Annotated in this window: 13 protein-coding genes and 1 pseudogene; 7 read left to right on the top strand and 7 right to left on the bottom strand. The window is 69.2% G+C overall.

Annotated features, from left to right (window positions below; all coding sequences use genetic code 11):
* Positions 1-39 precede the first annotated feature (39 nt).
* The 4 genes and pseudogenes from ACRSBM_RS40725 (at position 40) to ACRSBM_RS40740 (ending at position 6,173) form a co-directional block, all read left to right on the top strand.
* A pseudogene (locus ACRSBM_RS40725) lies at positions 40-1,206 on the top strand (MFS transporter).
* Positions 1,207-1,270: 64 nt separating this feature from the next.
* Positions 1,271-3,286 (top strand): PhoX family protein, encoded by a 2,016-nt coding sequence (locus ACRSBM_RS40730; RefSeq protein WP_434452040.1) that lies wholly within the window; start codon positions 1,271-1,273, stop codon positions 3,284-3,286.
* Between the two features lie 131 nt (positions 3,287-3,417).
* On the top strand, positions 3,418-5,520 hold the full coding sequence (locus ACRSBM_RS40735; protein WP_434452041.1) for a PhoX family protein: 2,103 nt from the start codon (positions 3,418-3,420) through the stop codon (positions 5,518-5,520).
* 113 nt (positions 5,521-5,633) lie between these two features.
* Positions 5,634-6,173, top strand: a complete 540-nt coding sequence (locus ACRSBM_RS40740; RefSeq protein WP_434452042.1) for a DUF3455 domain-containing protein — start codon at positions 5,634-5,636, stop codon at positions 6,171-6,173.
* Here ACRSBM_RS40740 and ACRSBM_RS40745 read toward each other — a convergent pair.
* Positions 6,146-7,342 (bottom strand): MFS transporter, encoded by a 1,197-nt coding sequence (locus ACRSBM_RS40745; protein WP_434453436.1) that lies wholly within the window; start codon positions 7,340-7,342, stop codon positions 6,146-6,148. The two genes, ACRSBM_RS40740 and ACRSBM_RS40745, sit on opposite strands and share 28 nt — an antisense overlap.
* Between ACRSBM_RS40745 and ACRSBM_RS40750 the strand changes: the two genes are divergently transcribed.
* A complete protein-coding gene (locus ACRSBM_RS40750) occupies positions 7,334-8,011 on the top strand; it encodes an SDR family oxidoreductase (protein WP_434452043.1) in 678 nt (225 codons plus the stop codon). The two genes, ACRSBM_RS40745 and ACRSBM_RS40750, sit on opposite strands and share 9 nt — an antisense overlap.
* Positions 8,012-8,430: 419 nt before the next feature.
* On the opposite strand, the gene ACRSBM_RS40755 is transcribed toward ACRSBM_RS40750, so the two are convergent.
* Complete coding sequence (locus tag ACRSBM_RS40755; RefSeq protein WP_434452044.1) at positions 8,431-9,738, bottom strand: amidohydrolase family protein; 1,308 nt, start codon at positions 9,736-9,738, stop codon at positions 8,431-8,433.
* A gap of 224 nt (positions 9,739-9,962) precedes the next feature.
* Between ACRSBM_RS40755 and ACRSBM_RS40760 the strand changes: the two genes are divergently transcribed.
* A complete protein-coding gene (locus ACRSBM_RS40760; protein ID WP_434452045.1) occupies positions 9,963-10,169 on the top strand; it encodes a hypothetical protein in 207 nt (68 codons plus the stop codon).
* Positions 10,170-10,172: 3 nt separating this feature from the next.
* Here the strand turns inward: ACRSBM_RS40760 and ACRSBM_RS40765 are convergent, their stop codons facing one another.
* The 4 genes from ACRSBM_RS40765 to ACRSBM_RS40780 form a co-directional block, all read right to left on the bottom strand.
* A complete protein-coding gene (locus ACRSBM_RS40765) occupies positions 10,173-11,336 on the bottom strand; it encodes a sensor histidine kinase (protein WP_434452046.1) in 1,164 nt (387 codons plus the stop codon).
* A 301-nt stretch (positions 11,337-11,637) separates the two neighbouring features.
* A complete protein-coding gene (locus tag ACRSBM_RS40770) occupies positions 11,638-12,744 on the bottom strand; it encodes a nitric oxide synthase oxygenase (protein ID WP_434452047.1) in 1,107 nt (368 codons plus the stop codon).
* A gap of 132 nt (positions 12,745-12,876) precedes the next feature.
* A complete protein-coding gene (trmB, locus tag ACRSBM_RS40775) occupies positions 12,877-13,521 on the bottom strand; it encodes a tRNA (guanosine(46)-N7)-methyltransferase TrmB (protein WP_434453438.1) in 645 nt (214 codons plus the stop codon).
* A 68-nt stretch (positions 13,522-13,589) separates the two neighbouring features.
* Positions 13,590-14,099 (bottom strand): hypothetical protein, encoded by a 510-nt coding sequence (locus ACRSBM_RS40780; RefSeq protein WP_434452048.1) that lies wholly within the window; start codon positions 14,097-14,099, stop codon positions 13,590-13,592.
* 155 nt (positions 14,100-14,254) lie between these two features.
* Here ACRSBM_RS40780 and mycP point away from each other — a divergent pair, with 155 nt between their 5' ends.
* Positions 14,255-15,400 (top strand): type VII secretion-associated serine protease mycosin, encoded by a 1,146-nt coding sequence (gene mycP, locus ACRSBM_RS40785; protein ID WP_434452049.1) that lies wholly within the window; start codon positions 14,255-14,257, stop codon positions 15,398-15,400.
* Here mycP and ACRSBM_RS40790 read toward each other — a convergent pair.
* Positions 15,366-16,268, bottom strand: coding sequence for an ABC transporter ATP-binding protein (locus ACRSBM_RS40790; protein ID WP_434452050.1), 903 nt, complete (start codon positions 16,266-16,268; stop codon positions 15,366-15,368). The genes mycP and ACRSBM_RS40790 overlap by 35 nt on opposite strands.
* Between the last annotated feature and the right edge of the window lie 35 nt (positions 16,269-16,303).

The following is a 16,303-nucleotide window of genomic DNA, read 5'->3' on the forward strand; positions in this document are numbered from 1 at the left end:
TGCTTCGCTATGCTAAGCAATATCTGTTAGGGTAGCTAAGTGAATTTCAAGGCTCAGCCCAAGCAGGTGTGGATCACGGCGTTCGCCGCGGTCATCGCCTTCATGGGGATCGGGCTCGTGGACCCGATCCTGTTGTCCATCGCGGAGGGTCTGCACGCAACACCGTCGCAGGTCACCCTGCTCTTCTCCTCCTACCTCGGCGTCCAGGTCGTGGCGATGCTCTTCACGGGTGCCGCGACGGCGCGGTTCGGGGCCAAGCGCACGCTCGTCGGCGGGCTCGCGCTGATCGTCGTCGCCACGCTGGCGTGCTCGGCGGCGGGGAGCATCGGGCAGCTCGTGGGGCTGCGGGCCGTCTGAGGGCTCGGCAACGCCTTCTTCATCGCCACCGCGCTCAGCGTCATCGTCGGCGCGGCCAGCGGCGGGCAGAAGGGCGCGATCCTGCTCTACGAGGCCGCGCTCGGTCTGGGTCTGAGTGTGGGGCCGTTGCTCGGTGCGTTGCTCGGCAGCTTCTCGTGGCGCGGGCCGTTCCTCGGGACTGCGGTTCTGATGGCCGTCGCGCTGATCCTTTGTGCAACGTTCCTGGCCAGGGACTCGCACGAGGAACGCCCCCGGATCGGGCTGCTCGACCCGCTGAAGGCGCTGCGCAACCCCGTTCTGCTGCGCATCTCGATCGGCGCGGCGCTCTACACGGCCGCGTTCTTCACAGTGCTGGCGTGGTCGCCGTTCGTCCTGCGGTGGGGTGCCGTCGAGATCGGACTGATCTTCTTCGGCTGGGGCGTGTGCGTCGCGGTCTCGAGCGTCTTCCTCGCGCCGCGGCTCGCGGACCGGGTCGGCGAGAGGGCGGCGATCATCGGGTCGGTGCTCGCGTTCGCCGTGCTGATGCTGCTGATGGCGGTGCCCAGCAAGCCGGTGCTGGTGGTCGCCGTGATCGTGAGTGGCCTGGTCAGCGGCCTGTTGAACACCCTGTTCACCGGCACCGCGATGAGCGTCGGCGACGCGCCGCGGCCCGTGGCGAGTGCCGGGTACAACTTCCTGCGCTGGCTCGGCGGCGCGTTGGCCGCGACGTTCGTGAGCCACCTGGCGCAGCCGTTCGTCGTCGCCGCGGTCCTCTGCGTGGTCGCCGCCGGACTGCTGGCGTTCAACAGGACGGACACAAGGGACGTTCCGTCCGAAGCTGTCCTCGCGGGTGAACAACTTGTGGGTTAACAAAGCATGAACGGAAGCCTACGGTCGGTTGCGGTTCCCGCACCGACCGTAGGAGGCCACCACCATGATCCCTCTGCCACTCGTCAACCACCGCGTGGGCAGAGCAGCGGTGACATGCGAGTACCGCTGTGGGGACGCGTGCTTCCACGACGTCCCGAACACCTCCGACAACCCCTACTTCGGCGATCTGGTCAGCCGCCGCACCGCGCTCAAGGCCGGTGCCGTCGTCGCGGCCGCCGCGACGGTCGCTCTGCCCACGACCGCCGCCGCGCAGCCCGAGGCCCAGGGGCACCGGCCGCCGCGCGGCCTCGACTTCACGCCGGTCGAGGTCAACACCAAGGACGAGGTCGTCGTCCCCGAGGGGTACGAGCAGGGGATCGTGATCCGCTGGGGCGACCCGCTCTTCCCCGGCGTCCCCGAGTTCGACTTCGACAACCAGACCGCCGAGAAGCAGGCCAGGCAGTTCGGCTTCAACTGCGACTTCGCCGCGATCCTCCCACTGGACCCGTTGGAACTGACCGGAATCATGGTCACGAACCACGAGTACACCAGCGAGTCGTTCATGTTCCGCGGCTACGACTCCGCGAACCCCACCGAGGAACAGGTGAAGATCGCCTGGGCCGCGCACGGCCTCTCGGTGTTCATGATCAAGCGGTCGCTGTTCTCCGGCCACTACAAGGCGAAGTTCAGCAGGTACAACCGCCGCATCACCCTGCACACGCCGTTCGAGGTGCGCGGACCGGCGGCGGGCAGCGACCTGCTGAAAACCTCCGTGGACCCCACGGGCCGCAAGGTCCTGGGCACGATCAACAACTGCGCCGGCGGCGTCACGCCGTGGGGCACGATCCTGTCCGGCGAGGAGAACTTCAACCAGTACTTCGCGAACGCCGCCGGCCGCAACGACCCGAGACTCACGAGGTACGGCGTCACCGGCACGGCTACCACGCGCAAGTGGGAACGCTTCGACAAGCGCTGGGACCTCGCCCAGGAACCCAACGAGGTCAACAGGTTCGGCTGGGTGATCGAGCTCGACCCCAACGACCCGGACTCGACCCCGGTCAAGCACACGCACCTCGGCCGGTTCAAGCACGAGACCGCGAACGTGCGCATCGCCGACGACGGCCGGGTGGTCGCGTACTCCGGTGACGACGAGCGGTTCGAGTACATCTACAAGTACATCTCGAACGGCAAGGTCAAGCGCGGCAACAGCAAGGCGGCGCGCCGCCACAACATGACGCTGCTCGACGACGGCACGCTCTACGTCGCGCGGTTCAAGGGCGACAGCCCGGCGTCCGAGATCGACGGCACCGGAAAGCTGCCCGGTGACGGGAAGTTCGACGGCTCCGGCGAGTGGATCCCGTTGGCGGCGGGCACGAAGTCCTTCGTGCCCGGTATGACCGCGGAAGAGGTGTACGTCTTCACGCGCCTCGCGGCGGACAAGGTCGGCGCGACCAAGATGGACCGTCCCGAGGACATCGAGACGCACCCGCGCACCGGCACGGTCTACTGCGCGCTGAGCAACAACAGCGAGCGCGGCAACCCCGGCAAGGAAGGCGCCACCGAGCCGAACCCGCGCGTGAAGAACCGGCACGGCCAGGTGCTGGAGCTGACCGAACGGCGCGGCGACGCGCTCGCGCTCACGTTCAGCTGGAACCTGTTCCTCGTCTGTGGCGACCCGTCGGACCCGAACACCTACTTCGGCGGCTACGACAAGTCCAAGGTGAGTCCCATCTCCAGCCCGGACAACGTGGCGTTCGACCGCCACGGCAACCTGTGGATCTCCACGGACTCGGGCGGTGCGCTCAACGGGCTGAACGACGGCCTCTACGGCGTTCCACTGGACGGACGCGAGCGCGGGCACCTGAAGCTGTTCCTCACGGTGCCGCGCGGTGGCGAGACGTGTGGTCCGGTGATCGGCGAGCGAGTGGTCACCGTGTGCGTGCAGCACCCCGGCGAGGTGGACGGCGCGAGTGCCGACAACCCCGCCTCGAACTGGCCGGACGGAGGTAAGTCGCAACCTCGTTCGTCGGTCGTAGCGGTGTGGCGCAAGGGCCGCCGTCAGCTGGGTGAAATCGGTTGATCACCCTGCGTGCTGTGATCGTTGGGGAGTAGGACGAGTTCGCCTGCCGTTCACCTTCTGGACGGCAGGCGATCTCGTTGGGCTCTTAGGTTCGGCCAGTTCCCACACTGACACCGATCTCGGAGGCCTTCGTGTCCTCACCCACCGATCGGGGCCGCCGCCTGCTGCCCCTGCTCCCGACGAACCACCCGCTCGGGCGTCAGGCCGTCACCTGCGAGTTCCGCTGCGGCAACGCCTGTTCGCACGACGCGCCCAACGTCACGGAGAACGCCTACTTCGGTGACGTCGTCAAGGAGGTCGTGAGCCGCCGCGGCATGCTGAAGGCCGGTGCGGTCGTCGCGGCCGCCGGCGCCGGTGCGCTCGCGTTCTCCGGTTCCGCCGCCGCTGCCCCGGCCGGGGTCGACATCGACCTCGATCTCGACCTGGACCGCAGGTTCGGCCGCGACCGCGACGGGCTCAACTTCGAGGCGGTGCAGCCCAACACCCTCGACGAGGTTGCCGTTCCGAAGGGCTACCAGACGGATGTCGTCATCCGCTGGGGCGACGCTGTCACGCACGACGCGCCGAAGTTCGACTTCGACAACCAGACCGCCGCCGCCCAGGCGAAGCAGTTCGGGTACAACAACGACTTCTGCGGTCTCGTGCCGCTGCCGGGCTGGGACCGCTGGCTCATGGTGAGCAACCACGAGTACACGTCCGAAGAGTTCATGTTCAAGAACTGGAGCTCGGCCAACCCGACCGAGGAGCAGGTCAAGATCGCGTGGGCCGCGCACGGCCTGTCGGTCGTGCAGGTCGAACGCGACCACCGCTCCGGCAAGCTCGTGGTGTCCAAGGACAAGAAGCGCTACAACCGCCGCATCACCATGACCACGCCGTTCGAGGTGCGTGGCCCGGCCGCCGGCTCGAAGTACCTCAAGACCTCCGTCGACCCGTCCGGCAGGAAGGTCCTCGGCACGCAGAACAACTGCGCCGGTGGCGTCACGCCGTGGGGCACGATCCTGTCCGGCGAGGAGAACTTCAACCAGTACTTCGCGAACGCGGACCTGGTGACCGACGCCGACACCAAGGCGAAGCTCGGCCGCTACGGCTTCTCCGGCAAGGCGTCGCTGCGCAAGTGGGAGAACTTCGACAAGCGCTTCGACCTCGCGCAGGAGCCGAACGAGGCCAACCGCTTCGGCTACGTCGTCGAGATCGACCCGCTCGACCCGACGTCGACGCCGGTCAAGCACACCGCGCTCGGCCGCTTCAAGCACGAGGGCGCGAACGTCATCGTCGCCAAGGACGGCCGCGTCGTCGCGTACATGGGTGACGACGAGCGCTTCGACTACATGTACAAGTTCGTCTCCGACGAGCGCTACCAGAAGGGCGAGTCGAAGCGCGCCCGCGAGCACAACAAGCGGTTGCTGGACAAGGGAACGCTCTACGTCGCGCAGTTCACCGGCGACAGCCCGGTCGCCGAGATCGACGGCACCGGCAAGCTGCCGAACGACGGCGAGTTCGACGGCTCGGGCAAGTGGATCCCGTTGGCGCACAACGACAAGTCGTTCGTCCCCGGGTTCACCGCCGAGGAGGTCTACGTCTTCACGCGCCTGGCCGCCGACAAGGTGAGCGCCACGAAGATGGACCGTCCCGAGGACGTCGAGCCGTCGCTGAAGAACCGCCGAGTCTACGCCGCGCTGACCAACAACACCGACCGCGGTGTGAAGCCCGGCAAGGAAGGCGCCACCGAGGTCGCGCCGCGTATCAACAACAAGCACGGCCACGTCCTGGAGCTCGAGGAGCGCCGTTCGGACAACACGGCGACCACGTTCTCGTGGAAGCTGCTGCTCGTCTGCGGGGACCCGAAGTCGCCGGACACCTACTTCGGCGGGTACGACAAGTCGCAGGTCAGCCCGATCTCCTGCCCGGACAACGTCGCGTTCGACTCGCAGGGCAACCTGTGGATCTCCACCGACGGGAACGCCCTGAAGTCCAACGACGGCATCTTCGCGGTGCCGGTCGAGGGCAGGCGCCGCGGTTACGTGAAGCAGTTCCTCACCGTGCCCAAGGGTGCGGAGGCGTGCGGCCCGGTCATCACGGACGACTTCGTCCTGGTGTCCGTGCAGCACCCCGGTGAGCTCGACGGCGCGTCGGCGAACAACCCGTTGTCGCACTGGCCGGACGGTGGCACCTCGCAGCCGCGTCCGTCCGTCGCCGTCGTCTGGCGCAAGGACCGCCGCCGCATCTGCGGCTGATCCTGGCTCGCTCAGCTGGAAACCGGTGCGGAGACCACACCGTATGCCCAGGTGGCTGCACCGCGGACAGCCGAGACACGTCGCACTGTCTGTCCACTTAGGAGTGAGTGTTGATGAAGCGTGCTGGTCTCGTCCTCGTCGCGACAGCTCTGATCGGCATCGGCGCGGGAGCGGCGGGCTCCACCGCCGCACCGACCCCGGCGGTCATGAACGGAGCGGACGTGCGGGTCGCGCCCGCCGTTCAGGTTCCGGCCGGCCACCAGATCGTCGCCAGGTTCTACGCCAAGGGCGTGCAGACCTATAGCTGCACAACGGGTGCGTGGAAGGGCCTGGAACCCGCCGCCACCCTGGCCGACCGGCTCGGCCGGGCCGTCGGCCTGCACTCCCGCGGCCCGGTCTGGGTCTCCACCGCCGACGGCAGCGCGGTCGAGGCCGCCCCGGTCGACGGCGCCCGCAGCGAGGTGGCGGGAGCCGTTCCGGAGCTCCTGCTGAAGGCGAAGTCGACCAGGGGCGCGGGCGTGTTCGCCGGCGTCAGCTACGTGCAGCGTCTCGCCACCAAGGGCGGCGTCGCACCGGCCGGCGGCTGTACGGAAGGCGCGCAGACGTCCGTTCCATATGAGGCGCTCTACACCTTCTCCGCGCCCGCTCGCTGAACCAACGCGACCACGGCCGCGCTGACCATCGTGATGCCGACGACCCAGAGCCCCGTCTTCTGGGTGCCGGTGAGGTCACGCAGCCACCCGGTCACGTAAGGCGCGGCGAACCCGCTCACGTTGCCCAACGAGTTGATCAACGCGATCCCGCCCGCCGCCGCCGTCCCGCCCAGGAAACTCGTGGGCAGCGCCCAGAACGTGGGCAGGGCGGCGCACACCCCGATGGCGCAGACCGACACGGCCACCATCGCCGCGACGGGGTGGTCGAGGTAGAGCGCCACCGGAATCGCCGCGCCACCGACCAGCATCGGCGCGGCGACGTGCCACTTCCGTTCTCCGGTGCGGTCGCCGTGCCTGGCCCACAGGACCATGGCGACCGCGCCGAGGACGTACGGGATGGCGTTGATCAGCCCGCGCTCGACGATGCCCGCCCCTGGCGCGAGCCCCTTGATGATCGTCGGCAGGAAGAACCCCAGCGTGTACAGCCCGTACACGATCCCGAAGTACACGAAGCTCAACGCCAGGATCCGCGGGTGCGTCAGGGCCTTCTTCAGCGGCCAGTGCTCTTCCTGGGGCTGTTCGACGGCCTCTTCCGGCCTGTCCGGCAGCCAGAACCACGTCACGAACGCCAGCGCGATCGCCGGCAGCCCCTCGATCAGGAACATCGTGCGCCAGTCCGTCCACTGGATCAGCAACCCGCTGAACGTGGCCCCGAGCGCCGTCGAGATCGGCACCGCCACCATGAACAGCGCGACGATCCGCGCGCGGTCCTTCTGCGGGTACCAGTACGTGAGGTACAGGATGATCCCGGGAAAGAACCCGGCCTCCGCCACGCCCAGCAGGAACCGCAGCACGATGAGCACGGTCCCGTTGGGCACGAACGCCATGGCCGTCGCGACGATCCCCCAGCTGACCATGATCCGCGCGATCCACCTGCGCGCCCCGAACCGGTGCAGCGCGAGGTTGCTGGGGACTTCGAGCAGCAGATATCCGATGAAGAACACCCCGGACGCGAACCCGAACACCGTCGCCGAGAGCTCGAGCTCCTCCGACATGCCGTTGGGCCCGGCGAAGCCGATGTTGACCCGATCCAGGTAGTTGATGAAGTAGAGCAGGCACAGATAGGGCAAGATCAACTTCCTGGGCACTATGGTCCCCCCATGAGTGATCGTCCGGTCGCCCTCGTCACCGGGGCATCCAGCGGAATCGGCTCGGCCATCGCCCGCAGTCTGGCCCCAACCCACGACGTGCTGCTAGGCGGCCGTGACGAGACGTCCCTCGCGCTGCTCGCCGCCGAACTACCCGGCGCGCAGCCCTGGCCGTTCGACCTCACGAACGTGGCCTCGGCGGACCTGACCCCGTTGCGGCGCCTGGACGTGCTGGTCCACAGCGCCGGCATCGCCCTGCTGGGCCCGCTCGCCGAAGCGTCCTCAGAGGACTGGCGCAGGACCTTCGACGTGAACGTCTTCGCCGTCGCCGAACTCACGAACCTCGTGCTGCCGCAACTGCGCGCCGCCTCCGGACACGTCGTGCTGATCAACTCCGGCGCGGGCCTGAACGTCAACCCGGGCTGGGGCGTCTACGCGGCCTCGAAGTTCGCGCTGAGGGCCTACGCCGACGGCCTGCGCGGCGACGAGCCGTCGTTGCGCGTGACCTCGGTGTACCCCGGCCGGACCGCGACACCGATGCAGGAGGACGTGCGCCGCCAGGAAGGCGGCGACTACGACCCGTCGAAGTACATCGACCCCGCCTCGGTGGGGCGGGCGGTGGCGTCGGCCGTGCTGGCGACGCCCGACGCCCACATCACCGAGATCAACGTCCGGTCGCGGCCGAGGTGAGTTGTCCACAGGCCTGTCAACATCCTGTGGTCAAGTCGTGACGGACGGTAAAGTTGGTATTGGGGGAACCCGGCGCGTGCCTACTACTACGCGCCGCTAACAACCCCTACGCAGCCCGCAGCCGAGCAGTCACCGCGGCCACGCCGGCCTGGGCGTCGCGCCGGTCCGCCCGCGCCGTCTCGCCGCCGGGAACGACGCGGTCTCCGGCCGCCTGCGCGTCGCGGAGCGACGGCGTACTTGCTGCTGTGCGCCGCTAACGGCTCCTACGCAGTCCGGAGTCGGGCAGTCACCGTGGCCACGCCGGCCTGGGCCTCGTGCCGGTCCGGCCGCGCCGTCTCGCCGCCGGACACGACACGTGTCCGGCCGCCCGCGCGTCGCGGAGTCACGGCGTACCTGCTGCTGCGCGCCGCTAACGGCCCCTACGCAGTCCGCAGTCGAGCAGCCACCGCGGCCACGCCGGCCTGGGCCTCGCGCCGGTCCACCAGAGTTGACTCCCCGCCGGAAACCACGTGATCCCCGGCCACCCACACGTCGGTCACCCGGCGCGCCCCCGCCGCCCACACCAGGTTCGCCAGCACCTGCGAGTCCGGCGCGTCCAGCCCGGTCGCGAACGCCGGGTCGTCGGCGTCGACGTGCACGACGTCGGCCCACCGGCCGGCTTCGAGAGCACCGATGTCGGAGCGCCCCAGCGCGGAGGCCCCGCCCCTGGTCGCCATCAGCAACGCCTGCGCGGCCCCGAGCACCGTCGCGTCCATTGTGGACACGCGGGCGAACAAGCCGGCCAGCCGCGCCTCCTCCAGCAGGTCCAGGTCGTCGTTGGACGCCGGACCGTCGGTGCCCAGCCCGACCGCCACGCCCGCGGCCAGCATCTCCGGCACCCGCGCGATGCCCGAGGCGAGCTTCGCGTTCGAGCCGGGGCAGTGCGCCACGCCGACGCCGAAGGAGGCGTACAGCGCGATGTCGTCATCCGAGAGGTGGACGGAGTGTGCGGACAGCACCCGTCCGCCCAGCACGTCCGAAGCCTTCAGCAGTGCCGGCACCGACCCGTACTCGGCCCGTTGTGCCTCGTCCTCGAACGGCGACTCGGCCACGTGCACCATCAGCAGCGCCCCGCGCGAACGAGCCTCGACGGCCACCGCGGTCAGCTGGGCGGCCGACAGCGTGTACGCGGAGTGCGGTCCGTAGGCCAGTTCGACCCGCTCGCCGGGGCCGAACCGGAGTCCGTCGGCGTCGATCCAGGCGGAGATCTCGTCCGTCAGCGAACGCCAGTCCATCCCCGGCACGTCGAGGATCGCGCCGCCGAACACCACCCGTGATCCGGCCGCCAGCACCGAGGACACCACTTCGGGGCCGTGGAAGTACATCTCGGCGGACGTGGTGACGCCGTGCCGCAGCATCTCGACGGCGCCGAGCAGCATGCCCGTGCCGATGTCGGCGGGGGTCATCCGCGCCTCGTTCGGCCACATCTGCTCCTGCAGCCACCGCAGTAGCGGCAGGTCGGAGCCCAGGCCGCGCAGCACCGTCATCGGGCTGTGCGCGTGGGTGTTCACGAGGCCGGGCATCAGGATGCCGGACAGCGAGCGGACCTCGCCGGAGAACGCGGGCGCGGAGGCCAGTTCGCCCACGTAGGTGATCCGGCCGTCGACGACGTCCACGACCGCGTCGCGCAACACGGAGCAGGACGGGTCACAGGGCAGGACGACCGGGGCGTGCAGACGCAGTGACATGCGGAGAATCCTGCCATTGTGATGCCGATCACAATCATGCATACATCGGTGGCCGGTGGGAATCCTCGCTGTGTCGGGCGCGGGCCGACCCCCAGGGTCCGCCCCGGCCTTTAACTTTTCCCCATCCAAGGGGCCCGTTACGCGCAGCATGCGGCGGGCCCTTTGTGCATTCGCAGGCAACCACCGGCAGGACAGGGGCGTCTCAAGATCATGTCGAAGAAGCCGTGCACGTCCAGTGGACAGTTCCGCCGCGCGCAGAAGCCCGCCACCCCCAAGCCGCCGACCCGGCGCTGAGTTGGCATGATCACACCCCACGGTACGGGCGTGATCATGCGGAGGCATCAGTGGCCGACATCGACCCTCAGAACGACGACCAGTTCAGCGATGTCGAGATGACTCAGGAGTTCGAAGTCATCCGCGACGACAGCTGACAGCTAGCTGATCGGCAGTTCGGCGCGGACCGTCCACCCAGTCGGTTCGCGTCGGCCTGCGGAGAACGTGCCACCCAGCAGTTCCACGCGCTCGCGCATGCCGACGAGCCCGTAACCCCCTGATCCGCCAACGGGAACGCCCGACGCGACGCCGTCGTCGACCACGGTCAGGTGCAGCACACCGTCGCTTGAGGACAGTGCGAGGTCCACTGAGGACACTGCCGCCGCGTGCTTCCGGGTGTTCGTCAGCGATTCCTGCACCAACCGAAGCACGGACCGGGCGAGCTCCTGCGGCACGGCGGACCGCAGGTCGAACGAGAGTCGCACCGGCAGGCCGGATTCCGAGGCCAGCGACCGCACGTCGTCGACCAGGGACGAGGACGCGGCCGGTCCGGAGGACTCACCGTCCCGCAACGTCCCGACCAGCCGCCGCATCGCGGTCAGGGCTTCGTGGCCGGACGCCTCGATGGTCGGCAGCACCTGCTCGGCGGCGTCCCGGTTGATCTGACCGGCCCGCGCGTGCACCACGATCGCGGTCACGTAGTGCGCCACCACGTCGTGCAGCTCGCGGGCCAGCGCCATCCGCTCCGAGTTCTGGGCCGCCGCAACGGAAGCCGCCAGCTGAGACGCGCGTTCGTTGTCGCGTGCCCGGAAGTACAGGCCCGTCCCGATCGCGATCACCAGCATCAGCACCGCGCCGAACAGGTAGCCCGTGTAGTCGGGTTCGTAGCGCCGGTAGAAGTCCGCGGCCACGATCGGATAGCCGATGAACTCCGCGCTCACCATCGCCGCGACGACGATCACGCTGCCGGACACCGCGTACCAGCGCGGCGCCTCGCGCACGACGATCGCGATCGTCGCCATCGCCGCACCCGTCACGGAGACCGACGCGCCGCTGACGAAGAAGTGCGGCTGCAGGGCCACGCCGATGAAGCGCAGGTAGCCGGCGGTGAGGACGATCGCCGCGGCGAGGACGAGGGTGGCGTCGAACGGGCGCCGGGGTGCGAGCACCGCGATCGCGCAGATCACCGCGACACCGGGGGCCTGCCACCACGGGTTCGTGTAGTCCGCGGTGAAGAGTTCGAGCCCCGCTATGAAGGTCAGCGAGAGTGCCAGCGGCCACTGGCGTTTGGCGAGCAACCGCCAGTTCAAGTCCGTGCTCTCCACCCGGGCAACAGTAAGGCCGAAAGGGTGATCCCGCGTCCGACCGAGGTCTACCCAGGGGTCAGCCAGAAGGCTGAGTGGACGACCTGCGGAAATACCCTCACGGCGGATGCCGGATCACGCCCCGGTCACGGACTCTGGAGGAGCGATAGTCGGGGAAACGGAGGACGCCATGTTGTCAGTTGTGTTCACTTGGGCCGCCGCTGTGGTCGGCCTGTTGGTCCTTGCGCTGATGGCTCTCTCGGGCGTGATGATCGACTCGCAGAGCTAGGTCCGGAGTCGGGGCCGGCGTGTGATGGGGAAGTCAGACGCTGGTCAGGGAATGGTGCTGGCGGAGCAGCTCCGCCAGCCTGCTCGTCGGCTGGGGACGGGTCTCGTCCAACGCGGTGGTGAAGCGCGCCGGAGTACCGGTCCGTGCGCGTGCCGCGGCCGCGGTGTCCAGCCGGAACGCGGGCCGCGCGGCCGACGGGCGTTGACGCGAACGCAGCCACGCGAGGCGGTGCAACGCTTCCGCGTGGTGGTCCGTGATCGTGACGGCTGCCTTGTCGAACGAGTGCAGTACTGCCGCGTTCAGGTGAACCGTGGCGAAGTCCCGCCACAGCGTGCGTTCGGACGACGTGTCCAGACCCAGCGCGTCGGCGACTTCGCGCGCCACGCCGTAGGCACCTTCCTCGGCCAGTGACCGCGTGCCGATCTCGGCGCCGACGAACCACGAGTTGAACGGCGCGGCGGGGTAGTGCACGCCACCGATCGACAGCCGCATGTTCGAGATGACCGGCACCGCGTGCCAGCGCAGGCCCATCTCGCCGAACCACGGCAGACTCGGGTGCTCCAGCGGCACCTCGTGCACGATCTCGGACGGCAGCGTGAACAGCCGCGGTCCCTCGTGCTGGGTCTCCACCACCAACGGCAGCAGGTCGAAGCGCGAACGCCGCACCGGCGGCCGCCACCCCATGCCCTGCATGGTCTCGGTGAACTGGGTGTACCGGCGGTCCCCCATCCCGTCGGCGTACCCGGCGTACCGGATCAGCTGCTCGTTCCAGATCACCGGCCCGGGCGAACCGGGCGCGTCCGGCGCGAAGACCGTCACCAGCGGCCGGATCTCACCGCCGTTGGTGGCGAGGCGCAGGTGTTCGACGCACTCGCCGGCGACGGCGGCGGCGTTGCGGTAGCCGCGCAGATCGCGGACCTTGAGCCGGCGCCACGGCACACCCGAGGTGCACCAACCGGAGTCCCGCAGCGCTATCCGCGCGCCGTACGCGAGCTCGTTGGTGGTGTGGCGGTAGGTTCCGGTCTCGGCGATCTCGGCGCGCACCTGTGCGATGCGGGCGGACAGCGAGCCTGCGTCGGAGTGCGCCGCGTGGAACATGCGAACGAACTCCTCCGCGACGGGGAGGACGTCGGGGGTCACGGAGCGAGACGCTAAGCCCGGAAGAGGCTCACGCGTCACTGCCACTCGGGGCATTTCGGGTGATCAACACCTGCCACTCCAACGAGTGAAGGCTAGACCGAGGGTGCTCACTCGATCGGCTTGAGACCTCGATCAGGTGAGGTCGTTCCGCCGGAACATGAGGTCGTGCGAGACCCGGTCCTCGTTCACGGCGCGCTGCTCGAACTTCGTGACGGGCCGCCAGTCCGGTCGCGGCGCCCAGCCGTCGTACATGTTCGTCAGCAACCGCTCGCCCGAGCACACCGCGAGCATCTGCTCGGCGTAGTTCTCCCAGTCCGTCGCGAGGTGCAGCACGCCACCCGGCTCCAGTCGCGACGCCACCAGCGACACGAACTCCGGCTGCACGAGCCGGCGCTTGTGGTGCTTCTTCTTCGGCCACGGGTCCGGGAAGAAGATCCGCACGCCGTGCAACGAGGCGGGGGCGATGTGGTCGGTCAGCAGGTCGACGGCGTCACCGCGCAGCACGCGCAGGTTGTCGAGCCCGCCGAGGTGCTCGGCGCGCAGCAGCAGCTGGGCGAGCCCCGGCTTGTAGACCTCGGCGGCGACGTAGTTGAGCTCGGGCGCGGCGGCCACGAGCTGGGACGTGGTCTCGCCCATGCCGGAGCCGATCTCGAGCAGCACGGGAGCGGAACGGCCGAACCACGACGTGAAGTCCAGCGGGCCCTCGGGCAGGGACTTCACGTCGTTGCCCATCTTCTCCCAGTACGTGTCCCAGGCACGCTCCTGTCCCACGGTCATGCGCTCGCCGCGCTGGACGAAGCTGACGATGGAACGGGGGAACTCAGGCCTGGTCACGACCGAGCAGTCTAGGCAATCAGTTCGATGTCCTCGATTTGCCTCCGCAGGTCAGTGACGGTGAAGTCGATGGCCTGGGGGTGACCCGGCCCGCGGTGCGCGGGGACGAGATGGATGAACCCGCGATGCGCGTCGGTGAACTGCACCGTCGTCGGCATGGCGGGTCCGTAGACACCGCTCTCGGACGGCACGTACTCCCAGTACCCGACCTCGCCGAGGTCGACCCAGGGCACGAACACCCAGCCGGGACGGGACGAGAGCAGCGCGGTCACCGCGTCCTCGACGGCGTGACCTTCGGCACGGGAGCGCAGACGGCCCCGGTCGAGCGCACGCAGCCACCACGGCGCGGGCACGTCCTCGGCGGACCGCACGGAGCGGTACAGCGCGAGCACTTCGTCCTCGTTCGCGCGGTTCACCCAGGAACGGCGGGCGTCGGCAGGGGTGAGGGCGATTTCGGCAGGGTTGGGAGCTTCGAGCGCACTGGACCACTCGAGGCCGAGCATTGCTTCCACACGGACCACTGGCCACCTCCGCGGCGGGGATAACCCAATTGAACGGGAACTCAAACGCCGGTGATGTCCAGATTGCCGGTTTTCACGGCTTGTTAACAGCACTATTACGCAACGTGTGACGCCGGGCACGTTGCGCCCTGACGTGGAAACACGATGTAGCTGACGTGCCTCTGCTGTCCGCGCTCGCTGTCGCACTGCCGTTGCTGCTCGCCGCGCAGACGATCGAGGAACAGGAGTGGCACCTCGACGCGCTCGACATCTACTCGGCGCAGGACCAGGCACGCGGGGATGGCGTGATCGTCGCGGTGATCGACTCCGGGGTCGACGCCAAGCACCCCGACCTGGCCGGACGCGTCTTACCCGGCACCGGCTTCGGCAGCTCGAAGGGCACGGACGGCACGACCGACACCGACGGCCACGGCACCGGCATGGCCGGGATCATCGCCGCCACCGGGCGCAACGGGGGCGCGCTCGGCATCGCGCCCGGCGCCCAGATCCTGCCGATCGCGAGCGCCGAGAAGGAGCAGTTCACGCTCGACGTCGTCGCGGAGAGCATCAGGTGGGCCGCCGACCACGGCGCCAAGGTCATCAACATGTCGCTGGGCTTCTCGAGCTCGATGACACCGAGCCTGGTCAGGGCGGTGAACTACGCGATCGAGAAGGACGTCGTCCTGGTCGCCGCCACCGGTAACGAGGGCGGGGAGGTCTCCGCGCCCGCCAACATCGGCGGCGTCATCGCGGTCGCGGGCACGAACCGCGAGGGCAAGCCGTGGAAGTCGTCCAACGTCGGCGCGGACACGGTGCTCGCGGCGCCGGCGGAGGGCATCGTGACGGCCGCGCCGCAGGGCGTCTACGCCAGCGGGTACGCCGAGATGGACGGCACCAGCGCGGCGTCGGCGATCGTGTCCGGTGTCGCGGCGCTGGTGCGGGCGAAGCACCCGCGGATGGCCGCGAAGGACGTCGTCAACGCGTTGATCAAGACGGCGAAGGACATGGCGGAACCCGGCCGCGACGCGGCGACGGGGTTCGGCCTGGTCGACCCGATGGGCGCGCTCACCGCGCAGCTCCCGCCGGTGGAACGCAACCCGTTGCTGCCGCCGCCGAAGCCCTCGACCACGCGACCGGCTCCGACCGCGGTCGCCCAGCCGGCCGTCGTGATCGAGGACCGGCTGCCGTTCGTCGCGGCCGTCGCGGGCGGCACGGCCCTGCTGACCGGGCTGCTGATCGCCCTGCCCGCCATCAGGTCACGCCGCCCGCGGCCGCCGGTGCCCCCGCTCAGTGAGCGTGGTACTCCACCGACTCCCTGGTGAGCTGCATGAAGGCCTCCTCCAGCGACCCGCGCTGAGGGCTGAGCTCGTGCAGCACGATCTGGTGCTCCGCCGCGATCTCACCGATCTGCTGCGCCGGAAGCCCGTGCACCACCAGGGCTCCGCTCACCGAGTCGTCGGTGACCGTGGCGTGTGCCGCGAGGATCTCGCGCAGCTTCGCGGCGTGCGGTGAGCGCACCCGCACGTGGTCCTGGGTGGCGTCGGCGATGAACTGCTCGGTGGAGGTCTGCGCGATCAGCTGACCCTTGCCGATCACGATGAGGTCCTGGGCGGTCTGCGCCATCTCGGAGAGCAGGTGGCTCGACACGAACACCGTGCGGCCCTCGTCCGCGAGCCGGTGCAGGAACTGCCGGATCCAGAGGATGCCCTCGGGGTCGAGACCGTTGACCGGCTCGTCGAACAGCAGCACCTCGGGGTCGCCGAGCAACGCGCCCGCGATCCCGAGCCGCTGGGACATGCCGAGCGAGAACCCGCCGGCGTTCTTGTGCGCGACCTCGGTGAGGCCGACGACCTCCAGCACCTCGCCGACCCGGCTGGCCGGGATCTTGTTGGACACGGCGAGCCACTTGAGGTGCGAGCGCGCGGAACGGTTGGGGTGCACCCACTTCGCGTCGAGCAGCGCGCCGACCTTGCGCAGCGGCTGCTTGAGGTCGGCGTAGTGCTTGCCGTCGATCGTGACGTCGCCGCCGGTCGGTGTGTCGAGGCCGAGGACCATCCGCATGGTCGTGGACTTGCCGGCGCCGTTGGGACCGAGGAACCCGGTCACGCGGCCGGGCCGGACGGTGAACGACAGGTCGTCGACGGCCTTGGTCCGGCCGTAGTGCTTGCGCAACCGCACTGCTTCGATCATGGCCTCTCCCGTTCGCTGGCTCGCTCGAAAGACTG

Source organism: Lentzea xerophila, assembly GCF_051094245.1.
Taxonomy (GTDB): Bacteria; Actinomycetota; Actinomycetes; order Mycobacteriales; family Pseudonocardiaceae; genus Lentzea; species Lentzea xerophila.